Source organism: Pseudoalteromonas sp. 3D05, assembly GCF_002723455.1.
Classification (GTDB): domain Bacteria; phylum Pseudomonadota; class Gammaproteobacteria; order Enterobacterales; family Alteromonadaceae; genus Pseudoalteromonas.
The window spans coordinates 128,338-145,644 of the sequence record NZ_PDUS01000002.1 but is presented as its reverse complement, the minus strand read 5'-3'; the positions used below and the strand labels follow the sequence as shown (position 1 = coordinate 145,644).

The window sequence follows — 17,307 nt, the reverse complement described above, 5'->3', positions numbered from 1 at the left end:
GTATGAAACAGCAACCGCTGATGCAAGATTTGCCATCGATGGCAATCCGTAGACCTATCCTTATTGTTGTTCTGAATCTATTAATCATTATCGCGGGTATTGCAGCAATCGCAGGTGTCGAAGTGCGAGAACTACCTGACGTGGATCAACCCCGAATTACTGTTTCAGCGTCTTTCCCAGGTGGTTCACCAGAAACTGTCGACACTGAAGTGACCAGTAAACTAGAAGGTGCTGTTGCTCGCGTAAGTGGCGTTAAAACAATTCGTGCTCAAAGTGAAGAGGGCAACGCGCGAATAGTTGTGCAATTTAGACCCGGTATTAATTTAGATGATGCAGCTAACGAAACGCGTGAATCTGTAGCGCGTGTGCAGCGCGAATTACCAGAAGAAGTTGAACGAGTATCAATCATTAAAGCAGATAATGATGCTGAAGCTGTTGTCTCGTTAACAGTATCAAGTAATAGCATTGCACTTGAGGAATTAACTGAACTGGTTGAAGTTGATTTAGCGCCGCAATTTTTAACCATTCCAGGTGTTGCTGATGTACGCTTAAATGGTGATCGTCAACGTGTATTGCGGGTAAGATTAGATCCTCTTAAATTAGCCAGCTTTAACCTAACAGTCCCTGATGTTGCACAAGTACTTCGTCAAGCTCCGTTTGATGTGCCGGCAGGGAGTTTAAAGTCAACAGATCAGCAAGTTATTGTGCGTGCTGATGCAACATCTATTACAGCGGAGCAAGTGAGCGATATGATAATACGTGATAACACACGTATAGGTGATATTGCTGCAGTATACTTCGGTCCTGCAGATCCGCGTTCGATGGTACGCTTAAATGGCCAACCTGTGATTGGTATGGAAGTTATTCGCCAAGCACAATCTAATACTATCGAGATATCAGATGAAGTACTTAACCTACTTGATAAAATGAGAACCCGTTTTCCTGAACTAGAATTTACATTAACCTCTGATGATGCCCAATTTATTCGTAGTTCTGTCGATGAAGTTATTAGCTCTCTTATTTTAACTATTCTATTGGTTATCGTTACGTTGTGGGTGTTTATTGGCTCTTGGCGCGCAACTTTGGTACCTGCATTTGCTATCCCTGTGGCGTTAGTTGGCTCTCTTGCGTTGATATGGGCACTTGGTTTTTCAATTAATATATTAACCTTACTGGCATTGGTATTAGCAACCGGTTTAATCGTTGATGATGCAATTGTTGTGAGTGAGAATATTCAGCGACAACGAGGGCTTGGGTTAGGCAGACGTGCAGCAGCTGTTATAGGTACTCGTGAAGTGTTTTTTGCTGTTATAGCGACCACTGCCGTGTTAGCAGCAGTATTCATACCTATTGCTTTTTTGCCTTCAACAGCAGGGCGGTTGTTTAGAGAGTTTGGTGGGGTTTTAGCCGGTGCAGTTATTATCTCTAGTTTCGTGGCGTTATCTTTAGTGCCCGCGCTGACTTCAAAACTAAAATTAAAACAAGGCGGTTGGCATCCTTTTGCAAAACTAGGCCATTGGCTAGCAGGTGTTTATACTAAAACAATCCACTGGGTACTTGATCATGCTTGGGTAACACTCATTACGTGCTTACTGGTGGCAGGTGGCTCTGGTGCGCTGTATTTTAATTTGGAAAATGAACTTCTTCCAACTGAAGACAGAGGTAAAATACGTATATTCTCCCGTGGACCTGATGGTGTCGGGCTTAACTTTATGGATAGGCAAGCCATAAAAATGGAAGATATACTTCTGCCATTTGTTGAAAGTGGTGAAATAGAATCTATTTACACTGTGGTAGGTCAATGGGATCCGAACATTGTTTTTATTACAGTGCCACTTAAGCATTGGGACGAACGCCATTTTACACAACAAGAAATCATCAATAAAATTCGTGGTCCGCTGACGGGTATCCCTGGTGCTCCCGCATACCCTAATGGTTCAAATAGTTTAAACCTTCGTGGTCAAGGTGGCGGTATAGAATTGGCTTTACTAGGCCAAGATTATAAGCAGATATTTTCTGCCGCTCAGGATTTTGCAGCAAAAGTTGAACAGCAAATCCCAGATGTGGGTTCTGTGCGTGTATCTTATCAGCCATCGCAACCTCAGCTACGTGTAAATATCGACAGACGCCGGGCTGATGAATTAGGTGTTTCATTAAACGATATTGCGATTACTCTCCGTGCTGCTATTAATGGTGATGATGTGGCAGATTTAAATATTGGCGATCAATCTATCCCAATTATGCTGCAATCACAGAACCAAACAATTCGCGATCCCAGCGATCTTGCCAACCTTTATGTGAGCGCTAATAATGGACAGTTGGTGCCTCTAAGTAGTGTCGCTAAAATAACAGAGGAGGGCGTGGCAGCCGAATTAGAAAGACATGCTCAACGTCGTGCTATTGAACTCAGTATGGAATTACCAGAATCGATGACCATAGCATCACTTGTAACTCAACTTCGTGATATATCCCAACAAACTTTACCTGATGGGATAACGTTAGCTTTTAAAGGTGAAGCCCTTACCTTTGAAGAAACGTCTAACGAAGTCTTTATGACCTATATATTGGCATTTTTAATTGTGTTTTTAGTGCTAGCAGCACAGTTTGAAAATGTGAACAGTGCAATTGTTGTTATGATAACAGTCCCATTTGGAATTACTTCCGCCATTTTAGCACTTTACTTAACGGGTACTTCATTAAATATCTATTCTCAAATTGGACTCGTCATGCTAATTGGCTTGATTGCTAAAAATGCGATTTTACTTGTTGAGTTTGCTGACCAATTACGTGATCAAGGTCTTAGCGTACGAAAAGCCGTTGAGCAGTCAGCGTTGGTTCGATTACGTCCGATTACGATGACATTGATATCAACCCTATTAGGTGCATTGCCACTTATCTTGTCAACAGGGGCTGGTGCAGAAGCGAGAAACGCCATTGGGTGGGTTGTTTTCGGTGGTCTTGGGTTAGCGGTATTATTCACCCTTTATCTGACTCCTGTTATCTATCTTGGGTTGGCGCGTTTTACTAAACCTCGTGGCGATGAAACTAATCAACTTGCACAAGAGCTAGAGCAAGCTTGATCTATCAGGGTCTGTTGACCTTTGCGGATTAAAATTTGTTTAAAATAGGGGCGGTTTAATCGCGCTGCGAGGTTTGTAACCTAGTGGGCTGAGTCAAAACCGAGCTACAAAGCGTAAATCGCCCCTAGGCTGAACCCGAAGGGCAGCGCCTTTTTACCATTGATGCTGCGTTATCGCCTATTTATGGGGAATACCACACCACATAGGCGCTGCCTGCCTAAATACCAAACAGACTACTGCAAATTTAACCTTGAAAGGTAAACAGACCCGAAATATTTTTAACGGCTATTTTTTGTAAAAATAGTCGTTAAGGCTCACAATAGATGTAAAGCACTCAGTAGGATTAGTTTATGCAGGCCGAACATGTTGATATAGCCACGTTTCTTCGTGAACATGCACCATTTGATGAATTACCTGACGATGCATTAAATCAACTTTCAGGTGAAATAGAAGTTGCTTACTATCGTTCAGGTAGCCCAATTTTAAATTTGGGTGATGACATTAATGATTTATATATAATTCGCAGCGGGTCGGTTGAAATCTATCGCCGTGATGGAGAGTTATATAATCGTTTGACCGTCGGTGGAATCTTCGGCCAAATGGGATTATTAATGAACCGCAAAGTTCGTTACCCTGCAAAGGCTCTTGAAGATACTTTAGTGTATTGTATTGATGTGTCGGTATTTAATAAGTACTGCGATAAATATGAAGTGTTTGCTGATTTCTTTGAAGCGAGTGGTACAGTTAGATTGCACCAAGCCATTGTAGAGCAGGCTGATAGCAATGACTTAACAACAGCTAAAGTTAAATCTCTTCTTCATCGTGAAGCTGTTACCGTTGCAAAAGATGCCAGCATTCAAACAGTAGCGCAAATTATGACAAGCGAGTCAGTGTCATCTGTTCTAGTAACCGACTGTGACAAACTCGTAAGTGACGATCCTGAAGACGATGATGGTCAAGTAGTTGGAATAATTACTGATAGGGACTTAAGGACTAAAGTAATTGCGCAAGGCAAAAGCTTTACCCTCACTGCGCAATCAATCATGCAAACTGACTTAATCCTACTTGATAGCAACGCCTATATATTTGAGGCGGTACTAGCCATGCTCAGGGATAATATTCATCATCTTCCCGTTGTGGTTAAGAAAAAGCCCATTGGTGTGATTTCGTTATCCGACGTTCTACGCTATGAGTCACAAAGCAGTTTGTTGCTAGTACGTGGCATCCTTGCTCAGCAATCGGTTGAAGACTTAGCTTATTATGCACGCCAGCTGCCTAGTGTTTTTGTACGTATGGTAAATGAAGATGCAAATTCACATATGATTGGTACTGCAATGGCGGTAATAGGGCGCACGTTTAAGCAGCGGTTATTAGTATTAGCTGAGGAAAAGTTTGGCCCACCTCCTATTCCTTACTGCTTTATAGCATTAGGATCTATGGCTCGCGATGAACAACTCATCGTAACAGATCAAGACAATGCACTCATATTAGATAACAGTTTTGATGAGTCGTTGCATAATGAATACTTTCAAAAACTGGCGGATTTTGTCTGTGACGGATTAGCGCAATGTGGTTATACGTATTGCGACGGTGAGATCATGGCTTCGTTTAAAAAATGGCGTTTAACAAAATCCCAGTGGCAAGCACAGTTTGCCCAATGGATTGCAGAGCCTAAACCTCAAGCCTTACTAAATAGTTCAATTTTCTTTGATTTAGATGGCGTGTATGGGAAGTTAAAATGGGCAGATGAATTAAAACGGTTTATATCCCAAGAAGGGCGGAAAAATAAACGTTTTCTTGTCAATATGGCGCATAATGCCCGAAACAGAACCCCTCCACTTGGTTTTTTTAAAGACTTTGTACTTGAGCATAACGGCCAACATAAACGTTCTATGAATTTAAAACGACGTGGTACAGCACCGCTATCAGATGTGATACGTGTACATGCCTTGGCTATCGGTTCTAGAAAGCAGAATTCTTTTGAGCGACTTGAAGATATTATTGAGTCTAAATTACTTCCGCAAGGAAAAGCGCAAGACTTAAGAGATGCACTGGAGTACATTGCTATGATCCGTATTAGGCATCAAGCATGGCAAATTGAGCAGCTCAATGAACAACCCGATAATGACTTAGAACCCCATCTGCTATCACCATTTGAGCAACGAAATCTTAAAGAGGCCTTTGCAATTTTGGATAAAGCACAGAATTTTCTTAAATTTAAGTACTCTACAAATGTGTCTATTAAATAGTGAAGGAGGTTAAATGCTAAGCTGGCCCAATCGTTATAAGCAGCTACTAAATCAATGCAAAACAAAACCGGTTCATGATTTTTATCAGCGCGTTGTAGACAAGCCATCAATGCCAATTAGCGAAGTACCTATGGTTGCGCTTGATTTTGAAACGACGGGTTTAGATTATTTAAATAATGATATTGTCAGTGTTGGATTAGTGCCATTTAATACTCAGCGTATTCGGTGTCGCGACAGCCAGCAATGGTTGGTAAAGCCCAGACAAACTTTGGCTGAAGACTCAATAGTAATCCATGGCATTACACACTCTGAGGTAAATCAGGCCCCTGATTTTTCCGAAATTATAACCCCCTTACTCACTGCTTTATCAGGCAAGGTAATTGTGGTTCACTTTGCTGCCGTTGAACGGCATTTTCTTTACCATGCCTTAAAAGAGCGTTTAAATGAAGGACTTGAGTTTGCGGTTATTGATACAATGGAATTGGAAAAAAGGGCACTAAAAGCACGACAAGGTCTGTTAGGAAGAGTACTAAATCAAAAGCTTGATTCAGTGAGGTTAGCGGATTCGCGTTCACGATATTCTTTACCCGCTTATAACAACCACAATGCATTAACGGATGCCTTGGCTACAGCAGAGTTATTACAAGCTCAGTTGGCCTATCACTATCGCATTGACACACCGCTAAGTGATTTATGGGTATAAAAAACGCCGCAATCAATGCGGCGTTCTTATTTGTAAATGTTACTTAGCTTCTCGGTTCTGTCTTTAAACCCATTAATAAGCTAACACACATTAATAACAGCACAACGGTAAATGGCAGACCAGTAGACACAGCGCCAGCTTGTAAAGCTTCCATAGCCTGAGTGCCTCCCACCCAAAGCAAGGTGGCCGCAATTGCACCTTCAACAGATGCCCAAAATATACGCTGTGGTACAGGCGCATCAACTTTGCCACCTGCTGTAATCGAGTCTATTACAAGTGAGCCTGAATCCGAAGAAGTAATAAAAAATACCAAAACCAAAACAACCGCAGTAAATGAAAGTAGCTTGGCCATAGGAAGTTCATCAAACATTTCAAACATAGCAAGAGGCACTTGCGTTAAACCGTCAGTACCTAGCTTACCAATGCCACTGACAACTTGATCGATGGCAATACCGCCATAAATCGACATCCACAATATGGTGACTAAAGTTGGGATGAGTAACACAGCTGTTAAAAACTCTCTAATAGTACGTCCTTCAGACACACGAGCGATAAACATACCAACAAACGGTGACCACGATATCCACCAAGCCCAGTAAAATACAGTCCAACCATGCATCCAGGTTTCATCTTCACGCCCATGAGGATTACTCAGTGGAATGATATTCTCAACATAGCCCATTACCGTGGTAGGAATATTGCCAACAGCAGCAGCGAAACCAACAAGACATACAAAAGTCATTAAGATAAATGCGATCAGCATGTTTACATTACTTAGAAGTTTCACACCGCCATCAATACCACGGACAACAGAAATCACAGCCAGTAGTGTGACAACAGCAATAACCAGTATTTGTAAACCAACACCAGACTCCAAGCCGAAAACATGGTTAATACCAGCTGACGCCTGTTGTGCACCTAGTCCAAGTGAAGTAGCTAAGCCAAATAAAGTTGCTAATACTGCCAAAATATCAATGATATGACCTGGCCAACCCCATGTTTTATCCCCAAGTATTGGATAGAAAATTGATCTAATAGACAGAGGTAAACCTTTATTGTAAGTAAAAAAGGCAAGTGATAATGCAACAACAGCATAAATTGCCCATGGGTGTAAGCCCCAATGGAACATAGTTGCACCCATCGCTAGCTTTGCAGCTTCAGGGGTGTTGGGTGTGACGTTTAAAGGTGTTTCATACCAACCAGTAAAATAGGCAACAGGTTCAGCAACGCCCCAAAACATTAAACCTATACCCATGCCGGCTGCAAACAGCATTGCCATCCACGATAAGCGAGAGTGAGTTGGGCGTGCATTAACACCGCCTAGTCTAATTTTGCCGTAGGGGGAAAGAATGAGTCCTATACAAAATAATAGAAATATATTGGCAGACCACATTAAAAAACTATCAAAATGATTAATAATATCGAATTTAATGCCATCTAAAGTGGATTTTGCAGTTTGTGGATCACTGACTAAAACAGCGATTAAGAAAATTAGAATTAAACCTGCGCTTGTTCCAAAAACCGGGTTATGAACATCAAACCCCCATTTTTGCACATTATCCTGACCGACAGTGTAATCAGTATTATCAATGCTATATTTGTCATGATTATCGCTCATGAAAAACCTCATTTGTTTATTTTGATTTGTATTAAGCTAAATTTGGCATTAAATTTAAAGTATGGTTCGTATACGAACCATTTACTAAAAAGAACGAACTAGAATAAGTGTAGAAGTTTACTCATCAATGTAAATAATTTAACCTTAAAATCATAATTTATATTAATTATTACTCTTAGAGCTTACAGGAGTAGGTTAAATTTGTCATGGGGAGGGCAAAAATAAAAGATAAATAAAAATATCAGATACTTTTCAAATGACAATTTGCTTAGTGTTGAGAATATTTTTGTTTTGGAAAGGCTAAAATAACCACATTTTTAAATTTTATAAATAGCAAGGGCTAGCAAAATGTTAATGTTAGCAGAAAATAAAGACCGTACAATGCACAAGTTTGTACAGTCTTTATAAAATTTATTGAGAGCTAAAGTTACTTAGTATAAGCATCATTGTGAATACCCGCAGCTCGCCCAGATGGATCAGCATTATTTTGAAACGATGCATCCCAAGCTAGTGCTTCAGGTGTTGAACAAGCGACTGACTTACCATGTGGTACGCACTTAGCTGCAGCATCCCCCGGGAAGTGAGACTCAAAAATTGAGCGATAAAAATACGCTTCTTTAGAATCAGGTGTATTTATAGGGTATTTAAATTTCGCATTCGCTAAATCTTGATCACTTACTTGCTCAGCTACATAGTCCTTTAAAGTGTCAATCCAGCTGTAACCAACCCCATCAGAGAACTGCTCTTTTTGACGCCATAAAACTTCATCGGGCAAATAGCCGTCAAAACCTTCGCGTAAAATGTGTTTTTCAATTTTTCCGTCTTTACACATTTTGGCTTCAGGGTTGGTGCGCATTGCCACATCAACAAATTCTTTATCCAAAAATGGCACACGTGCTTCAACACCCCATGCCGCCATAGATTTGTTAGCGCGTAGACAATCAAACATGTGTAACTTGGACACTTTACGATTAAGTTCTTCATGGAACTCTTGTGCATTTGGCGCTTTATGAAAGTATAAGTATCCACCGAATAATTCGTCAGCACCTTCACCAGAGAGCACCATTTTTATTCCCATGGCTTTAATTTGTCGCGCCATTAAATACATCGGTGTTGAAGCCCGAATTGTTGTTACATCATACGTCTCTATGTGATAAATCACTTCTTTTAGAGCGTCTATTCCTTCTTGTATTGTGAAATGAATAGGGTGGTGCACGGTTCCAATCATCTCAGCGACCTTTTGGGCCGCGGCTAAGTCAGGTGATCCTTCAAGACCGACTGAAAATGAATGTAATTTAGGCCACCAAGCGTCACTTTCGTCATTATCTTCAATTCGTTTTGCAGCAAAGCGTTGTGTAATTGCGGAGATGACTGATGAATCAAGACCTCCAGAGAGTAAAACACCATAGGGTACATCACACATTAATTGGCGTTTAACGGCTGCCTCTAATGCGTCCTTTACATCTTCTGCTTTAGCATCATTATTTTTAACGGCATCAAAAGTTTGCCAATCACGCGCGTAATATGGGCGTAACTCACCGTCTTTACTGTATAAGTAATGACCCGGTGGAAACTCTTCGATGTGTTTACAAATAGGTGAAAGTGCTTTTAATTCAGACGCAACATAGAAATTTCCATGTTCATCATGCCCTGTATAAAGCGGGATGATGCCAATATGGTCCCGGCCAATAAGGTATGCATCATTTTCTTCATCGTATAAGCAAAAAGCAAATATGCCATTTAGATCGTCTAAAAACTCAGGGCCTTTTTCTTTGTAAAGCGCCAATATAACTTCGCAATCTGATTGTGTTTGAAAAGTAAAATCAGTCTTTAAGTCAGCTGCCAGTTCTTTATGGTTATAGATTTCCCCGTTAACAGCGAGAATATTTGTTTTTTCTAGGTTGTATAATGGTTGTGCGCCACTGCTTACACCAACAATTGCTAAGCGTTCATGCACTAAAATAGCTTTATCAGATGAGTACACGCCGGACCAATCTGGTCCGCGGTGACGTAATAACTTCGACATTTCAATTGCTTGACTACGCAACTGTGTGGCATCAGACTTAATGTCTAATACACCAAAAATTGAACACATAGTAACTCCTCATTCCTATCATGTGTGCGCTTAAAACAGATTTATTTTATACGCGAACCTTTGTTTTATCAGAAATAAATAACTAAGTCACACAGCTTTTACAATATTTTTAGAATAATTTATGCACCACTATATTTGTTAATGCACTAAAGAGGGGAATTATCTTTATTCTGGCCAGTGATGAGCCTATTTTATGAACGGCAAGCCAATTATATGGGTATTTAATTCATTATTATGCTGCGTAAGCGCACCAAGGTGGTGCGCATTAATAAAAATTTAATAGGCGTTATTTAATGCGATAGCAAGCTGTGCAAAGTGTGCTGTCATTTTCTTTTGTGCTTTAATTGCTGTGCTCATATCGACGTATTCGAAGCGGATGCTATCACCTGGTTTTAGTTGAGCAAAGTGATGCAAATCTGCACTAATGATAGTGCCAAGTAGGGGGTAACCCCCTGTTGTTTGTGCATCGTTCAGCAAAACAATTGGCTCACCATTTGGTGGCAATTGGATAGAGCCGGGGTTAACAGCAAGTGATGGAAGAGAGTGACTATGAGACAACGTTGAATTTTCATTTGAAAGCCTGACACCCATTCGATTGCTTTGTGGTTTCACACACCAGCTTATTTCACAAAATGAGCGTAATGCATGTTCAGTTAATAAGTCTGCATGAATACTTGGGTGAACGCGAATAACATTTCGCTTTGGTGGTAATATTCCTCCTCTTTTAGGCCAATCTTTATAATATGGTTGGATTTGAATGTTATCACCTTGTTTGAGCGCTTGACCATTTGTACCACCAAACCCTGCCGCCAAGTCAGTTGAGCGAGAGCCCATTACAGGTTCACATAAGACGCCGCCTTTTACGCCAACATAGCCTCTAAAACCATTTCGAGCAGTCTTAAAGGATAAAGTTTGTCCTTGCTTAATAGCATACGTCCAGCCAGGGTAGACTGGTTTGTCGTCTAATTGAGCCTGCATGTCCGTACCTATTAAAGCGATGACGGTATCACATTTAAATAGTAACTTTGCAAGACCCAGTGTAATTTCTATCACAGCATCATCTATGTCGTTTTTTAGCAAGGTGTTTGCCATTTTTGCTGCGAATGGGTCGATTGCACCTGACTGCGATACTCCGATATGCCGAAAACCAAATCGACCTTGGTCTTGAATACTCATTAATAAACCAGCTTTCAATACTTCTATCATGACAACGCCTCATCGGATATGAATTGTAATGTATCACCGGGTGCTATCGCACACGGAGGAGCTTTTTGCCAATCGAATAAACTAAAATCAGTGTGACCAATGATATGCCAACCACCAGGTGAATCAGCTGGGTAAATTCCTGTTTGATCTGCGCCTATAGCCACAGAGCCTTTAGGCACATGCGTTCTCGGTTCAGAACGACGAGGTGTATGAAGCTCACTAGGTAAGCCGTGTATGTAAGTAAAACCAGGCTTAAAACCCAAAAATAAAACGTGGTAAGTAACACTGGTGTGTAATTCGATTACTCGCTGGGTTGATACACCGTGATGTTCAGCAATAAACTCAAGATCAGCCCCGGTATTACCGCCATATTGAGTGATAATTTTATGATGAGTGCCTTTATTTTCTTCAATGTCTGTTGTTTCCCACCAAAGTAATAACTTTTCTTGCCATTGGTTACTATCATCTGAATTAGCCAAGTATAAAGTTAATGAGTTCATAGCTGGAACAATATCAATGAAAGCAGCGGTTGCTTTGCATCGCTTTACTAAAGCCCATATCTTCTTTTGCACGGATAAAAGGGGATCTTTTAGATGGGTGGCATCTAAAAACAGAGTATGGGAACTGGTAGCAGTGATTTTAACATTTTGCTGTAAATTCATTACGTTGATACTGTAATTATTCATACTGCTAAACTAGCACAATAAAGACAATATGTTTACAGGAATAAAAGTTGAACAACAGGAGGGCAGTTAAACACGCTAATTAAAGCATGCACCATTTGAACTAATGATGCATGCTTTTGTACCCAAGCTTGCTCAAGATGCAGAGCTCAGCGTTTTTCAGGGCTCAATATTAAGGCGCTACTTTGCAACAATGGCAATTCTTTTTTACAAGGGAACACCCATTATTTGCAATCAAGGCTTTGCCTAAATCACTTTTAATTCAACTGATATTCGCATCTTGATGCTGTTTGGGTATATTAGTTATTTAATAACCATTCAGATAATAAACGAACGCCAAAGCCAGTACCACCGGGTGAAATTTCTCCTTTGCCTTTGGTTGCTAACGCATTTCCAGCAATATCGATATGGACCCAACGCGTTTCACCGGCAAAATGTTCTAAAAAGCTAGCTGCTGTTGTAGCACCAGGACCGCTAGAGCCTATGTTTTTAAGGTCAGCTATGTCTGAACTTAATGCATCTTTATAGCCTAAAGGTAAACGCCATACGTTTTCATTTACTGCTTTACCAGCAAATGTCAGTTCAGAGATAAGTGAATCATCATCAGAGAATATTGCTGCATAGTCATTGCCAACAGCTCTAATTTTAGAGCCGGTAAGTGTTGCTACGTCAATCATGATTTCTGGTCTGAAGTGCTTTCTTGCATACCACATAGCATCACTTAACACTAAACGACCTTCAGCGTCTGTGTTTACAATTTCAACGCTTAAACCTTCTGCTGTGCGAACAACATCGCCAGGGGCTACAGCAAATTGTGATACCATGTTAGCAGCCATGCCCATTACAGCAACCACGTTTTTATCGGCTTTGGCTAATGCCATTGCTTTTACTGTACCTAGAACAGCAGCCGCGCCTGCCATGTCAGATTTCATTCTGGCAATAGATGCGCCTGTTTTTATACTGTAACCACCCGAGTCAAACGTAATACCTTTACCAACCAACGCAATAGGGCTGTCATTTGAACCTTTGTAATGAGCAACAACTAAACGTGCACCTTGTTGGCTACCACGGCCAACAGCTTCAAGCGCGCCCATGCCTAACTTTTTCAATTCTTTAGGTTCTAGCACCGAGACTGTTACGCCAAGACTTTGTAGTTCTTTTGCAGCATTGGCAAAATCTACAGGGGTCATTTCAGTGGCGACTTCAGAGGTTAAATCACGCGCTAAAAAAACACCTTCTTGGATACTTTGTAAAATAGAGTATTGGGTACGGGTTTTATCGGTATCAGCAACGTCAAAAGCATAGCTTATCGTGGCAGTGTTTGGCTCTTCTTTATATTTTTCAAAACGGTGATCTCTTAAATTAGCACCGTGAGCAAAGTTTGCAGCTAGCTGTGCATTATTAGAAGCACCTTTTACGTCATCAAATAGAACACTGGCTGAATTTACTTTATTTGCTAAAAGTTTTGCGTGAACATCGCCACCTAATTTTGCTATCGCTGCTTTATCAAGTTTCTCAATTTCACCTGTACCAACAACCAAAATACGTTGATGCTGACTACCTTTAGGGGTAATTACGTCTAATACTTCACCTACTTTTCCTTTGTAGCCTTTAACGTCAACAGTATGAGCAAGAAGTTCATTTAATTGTTTATCTACCGCTTTAAATTGTACGTTATCGCCATCTTGGCTAAAAAATACAACAACGGTTTGTGCTGAACTATCAATTTCTGTTGAAAACTTAAACTTTGCTGCACTTACTTGCGTACTAACTGCGAGTGCAAGAGTTAAAGCTGAAGTTTTTAATATATTTTTCATGATCACACCAATATAAAATAAAAGTGCTTTTTACCTTATTTCGGTCTTTATATTAAGTTTTTCACGGTGAAGCTTTGATATAAAGCGACGAGTATAGATTTATTGTAAAAAGTATTTAGCAGCTTTAATGAAATTATTTAATTACTTATTTGGTCTATTTGAGTAGTTGTGGTTTAAGGAGCTAAATATTATGGGCAAGATGACAAAGTTAATTCTGTGTACATCTTTAATAACAGTGAGCTTAACGGGGTATGCTTTAAACGCAAAAAATGACAGTCCAATGCAAGCGAGCATGCATGTACAAACGTTAGTTTTGGGCTCGGGCTGTTTTTGGGGGGCGGAAAAACGATACGAAGCTTTACCTGGTGTTGTCAATGCTGTATCTGGTTATGCAGATGGCAGCGGATTTAAAGCGTCCTATAGAAATATAACGGCTCCATCTAGACGTTTTAGTGAAAATAACTATGCTGAAGTTGTTCAAGTTACATACAATACAAACCGAATATCGACTGAAACACTGCTCAAAAAATATTTTGAAAGTCACGATCCAACTCAACTAAATCGTCAAGGTAATGACATTGGCACCCAATATCGTTCAACTATTCTGACGAGCAATGAAGAGCAACGTGAGCTTGCAAATAAGTTAAAACAGGAATATCAAACTTACCTGTCTAAAGCCGGCTATGGCGATATAAAAACCATAATTAAACCTTTAGATACCTTCTATAAAGCTGAATCTTATCATCAAGACTATATTGCTAAAAACCCAGATGGGTATTGCCCAGATCATTCGACGGGAGTGGTGTTTAACAAAGTAGATAAAGCAAAAATAGATAATAGTGCGCTGTTAATAGGCAAGCAGATAGTGATTATTGATTCAAATGATTACTGTCCTTATTGTGAAAAACTTAAAAAAGAAGTAACTAATGATTACAAAGGCACTATTGCAATCACATACCGTAAAGCAGATGAACTTGATCAGTTAACTATTTCATCGCCTACTTGGGCCACACCAACGTTGATTTTTTTAGTAGATGGTAAAGAGGTTTTCTCACACCAAGGTTTCATTAACAGACTCGATTTTTATAAAGTATTAGGCGCGTTTAAGCTAGGTGATAGCGAGGCCTATAAAGTGGCTTTTAATTCACGCACAGACAGCCCGTTTTGTAAGCAATATGATATTTTTAAAAATACGCCGGATGGCCAATTTGTTGATAAGCTCAGTGGTGTACCTTTATTCGATACCCAAGATAGATTTAAATCAGGCACCGGTTGGTTATCTTTTACACACCCGGTAAAAGGTTCAGTCACAGAACACGAAGATAATAGCTATGGTATGCAAAGAATAGAAATCAGATCTAAATCCAGTGGTATTCATCTAGGGCATTTATTCCCAAAAGAAGGGCCAAATAATCAGGATAGGTACTGCATTAATGCCACTGTATTAGAATTTATACCTCGCTAAATTTAATAATTTAAGTTACGTTAATAACAGACAAATGAACCTGGTTCTTTCTTTGCCAGGTACATTTTGTCGTCAGCTTGTTTTATGATTGCGTCAGAATCTAAGCTTTTACCAGGCATAACACCAGAAACCCCCATGCTCAATGCATATTTAGGGTAGCTATTAGTAAACTGCTCAATGATACGATTACAAATAATCTCAGTTTGTTCGATGGCACAATCAGGTAAAATAATACAAAATTCATCTCCACCGTAACGACAGGCAAGATCGACTTCTCTAATGCAGCTTGTCAATACATTAGCAATAAACTTAAGTACCTCGTTGCCTTTTAAATGACCTTCAAGATCGTTAATCTCTTTAAAGTTATCAACATCAATGTAAATAAAAGATAAGTTACTATCGCGCCTTTTAGCAACGGCAAGCTCTCTTCTTAGCACATCCTGCATAGCACGGTGGTTATAAATGCGGGTAAGTGGATCTAATCGTGTTTGCTCTTCTAATTGCAAGGTTCGCTCAGCTACTTTCATCTCAAGACTTTTCGCGTATTGTTCTGTCTTTCTTTTTGCTGACTCAATTTCACCCAGTAGACTTCCAATATAGGTATCGAATACGAGTGTTGTATCAAAATAAAATAAATTTTCTAGCGTTGTTAATGTACTTTCCAATTTAGAGGGGTCGTTAATATTATTTTTTAATACAGCAGCTATCAATTCTTTAAGCGTTTTAACTGCTGAAAGATACAGTTTTGGTTCAACGCCTATGCGTTTGTGGACCATGCCTATGCGTAACCGGTTATTAACGTAGTTACTGTCGTAACTCCCAGAAAACAGGTCAATGACGTATTTACGTTGTGCATTTCTTAGCCGCGTAAGTGTTTCCGCATCACCAATGAGTAAAGATATTTCATCAATTTCAGTTTGTTTTTCATAAAAATCATCAACTATTAAATCGATATTATCTTCAATGAGTTGTTTATGCTGAGCTATTTGTGAAAGGGAAGATTTAGTTAAGCTTAGTAACTCCATCCTATTGGCAATTTCAAGGTCGCTGATCTGCATTTGTTCAAGTAGCGTGGTATCAGTTCTACTCATGCGTTGCTCCGCAGATGTCAAAAGACAATATTTGGGCTATTTTCAACTTTATTCCCTCAAATTGATTGGTAACACAACAAATTTAGTTATCAATAGATAGCGCTGCTTAATACCTAACTAAATTAAATACTAGGATAAAAGTTAAAGAAGTAAAGTATTCTCTAAGAGTAACTTATTGAACTGTCATAATTTAAGATGTTTAAAGGTATCTAATATCCATTTTATGAATAATTCTAACGAAGCATTTGATTCACTTGGTTCATGCTGGACTAAATAGTATTTATCTTTTGTTTTTAAAGGAAGGTCAGTAAAACTAAATAGCCATTGCTCTTCAAACCATGTCTGGCTAATAGGTAATGGGATAAGTGCAATTCCCATACCTTGCTGAGCTGCGCGTGCAACACCAAACATACTGTCTATTTGAATAATTTGTTTAGGAGCAAAATCTTCAATGCCGGCATGTTCTGCCCATTGGTGCCAAGCCCAAGGGCGTGCTTTATGCAATATTAACGGCACTTCATTGAGTGCTTGAAAGGGGGCATCTTTCCATGCTTCCCAGTTTTGTTTATTACATGCCGGTGAATACGATAATGAAAACAGTTCGTGTACAACACCTTCAATTGGCTTAGAGGATGATAGAACAATTGATAAGTCACTTTGTTTAGTCAGCTCTTTGCGCGTTTTCATGGTGTTTAATTGCAAATTTGTATTTGGGTGTTCAGTGGTCCATTCACTGAGTTTTGGCATTAATAGTTCACTGGCAAAAAACTCAGGTAAGGTAATACTAATATTTACATTTTCTTGTAGCTGACTAAATTCCGTTATGGTCTTTTCGAGTGCTTTTATCAAAGGTGAAACAGAATCATAAAAGTTTTTCCCTGCGGATGTTAACCGGATTGAACGTGTTTGACGCTCAAAAAGCTCAATACCTAGCTGCTCTTCCAATTGTTTAATCTGATGGCTCACAGCGGATGGTGTTAGGTAAAGCTGGTTAGCGGCTTCTTTAAAGCTTAACGTTCTTGCCGCAAAACAAAATGAACGTAACCCTCTGATAGGTGTTTGCATAGTCGATGTTAGTAATTCTCAATAAGGTTAGTTAAGCAATAAATAACCCAATTTGCAAAGACTTAGCTTTTTTAGTTAGTTAACAGGTTAATTTTTGCTTTTATTAGTAAAAAGTGAACATATTGCGGTTATTAAAAATACAATAACCAGTGTTACTCTTTTTTAATCGCCACTTTAGCTACTTAACCTGAACTCTGGTTAAGAGATGTACTAATGTATTGATATTAAATCACAA

At 39.6% G+C, this 17,307-nt stretch carries 11 protein-coding genes; 4 read left to right on the top strand and 7 right to left on the bottom strand.

Features of this window, described 5'->3' with window-relative positions; genetic code table 11:
- The first annotated feature begins 2 nt into the window (after positions 1–2).
- From CSC79_RS02995 to CSC79_RS02985, 3 genes are all read left to right on the top strand, one after another.
- A complete protein-coding gene (locus tag CSC79_RS02995) occupies positions 3–3,080 on the top strand; it encodes an efflux RND transporter permease subunit (protein ID WP_099293865.1) in 3,078 nt (1,025 codons plus the stop codon).
- A gap of 350 nt (positions 3,081–3,430) precedes the next feature.
- Positions 3,431–5,329, top strand: a complete 1,899-nt coding sequence (locus tag CSC79_RS02990; RefSeq protein WP_099293863.1) for a DUF294 nucleotidyltransferase-like domain-containing protein — start codon at positions 3,431–3,433, stop codon at positions 5,327–5,329.
- 13 nt (positions 5,330–5,342) lie between these two features.
- Entirely contained in the window at positions 5,343–6,032 is a 690-nt protein-coding gene (locus CSC79_RS02985) for a 3'-5' exonuclease (protein ID WP_099293861.1), read from the top strand.
- Between the two features lie 43 nt (positions 6,033–6,075).
- Here CSC79_RS02985 and CSC79_RS02980 read toward each other — a convergent pair whose 3' ends face one another.
- The 5 genes from CSC79_RS02980 to CSC79_RS02960 all read right to left on the bottom strand — a co-directional run bounded on the left by CSC79_RS02980 (position 6,076) and on the right by CSC79_RS02960 (position 13,451).
- On the bottom strand, positions 6,076–7,650 hold the full coding sequence (locus CSC79_RS02980) for a BCCT family transporter (RefSeq protein WP_099293859.1): 1,575 nt from the start codon (positions 7,648–7,650) through the stop codon (positions 6,076–6,078).
- A 427-nt stretch (positions 7,651–8,077) separates the two neighbouring features.
- Complete coding sequence (asnB, locus tag CSC79_RS02975) at positions 8,078–9,745, bottom strand: asparagine synthase B (RefSeq protein WP_099293857.1); 1,668 nt, start codon at positions 9,743–9,745, stop codon at positions 8,078–8,080.
- A gap of 276 nt (positions 9,746–10,021) precedes the next feature.
- Positions 10,022–10,951 carry a biotin-dependent carboxyltransferase family protein gene (locus tag CSC79_RS02970; RefSeq protein WP_099293855.1) on the bottom strand — a complete coding sequence of 310 codons (930 nt, stop codon included), beginning with the start codon at positions 10,949–10,951 and terminating at the stop codon, positions 10,022–10,024.
- Complete coding sequence (pxpB, locus tag CSC79_RS02965; RefSeq protein ID WP_237113945.1) at positions 10,948–11,637, bottom strand: 5-oxoprolinase subunit PxpB; 690 nt, start codon at positions 11,635–11,637, stop codon at positions 10,948–10,950. Before pxpB ends, CSC79_RS02970 begins: the two co-directional genes overlap by 4 nt.
- A 296-nt stretch (positions 11,638–11,933) precedes the next feature.
- Positions 11,934–13,451 carry a leucyl aminopeptidase gene (locus tag CSC79_RS02960; RefSeq protein ID WP_099293851.1) on the bottom strand — a complete coding sequence of 506 codons (1,518 nt, stop codon included), beginning with the start codon at positions 13,449–13,451 and terminating at the stop codon, positions 11,934–11,936.
- A gap of 190 nt (positions 13,452–13,641) precedes the next feature.
- Here CSC79_RS02960 and msrA point away from each other — a divergent pair, with 190 nt between their 5' ends.
- Complete coding sequence (gene msrA / locus CSC79_RS02955; RefSeq protein WP_099293849.1) at positions 13,642–14,916, top strand: peptide-methionine (S)-S-oxide reductase MsrA; 1,275 nt, start codon at positions 13,642–13,644, stop codon at positions 14,914–14,916.
- Between the two features lie 20 nt (positions 14,917–14,936).
- Here the strand turns inward: msrA and CSC79_RS02950 are convergent, their stop codons facing one another.
- On the bottom strand, positions 14,937–16,007 hold the full coding sequence (locus CSC79_RS02950; RefSeq protein WP_099293847.1) for a GGDEF domain-containing protein: 1,071 nt from the start codon (positions 16,005–16,007) through the stop codon (positions 14,937–14,939).
- A gap of 183 nt (positions 16,008–16,190) precedes the next feature.
- Complete coding sequence (locus CSC79_RS02945; protein WP_099293845.1) at positions 16,191–17,072, bottom strand: LysR family transcriptional regulator; 882 nt, start codon at positions 17,070–17,072, stop codon at positions 16,191–16,193.
- Between the last annotated feature and the right edge of the window lie 235 nt (positions 17,073–17,307).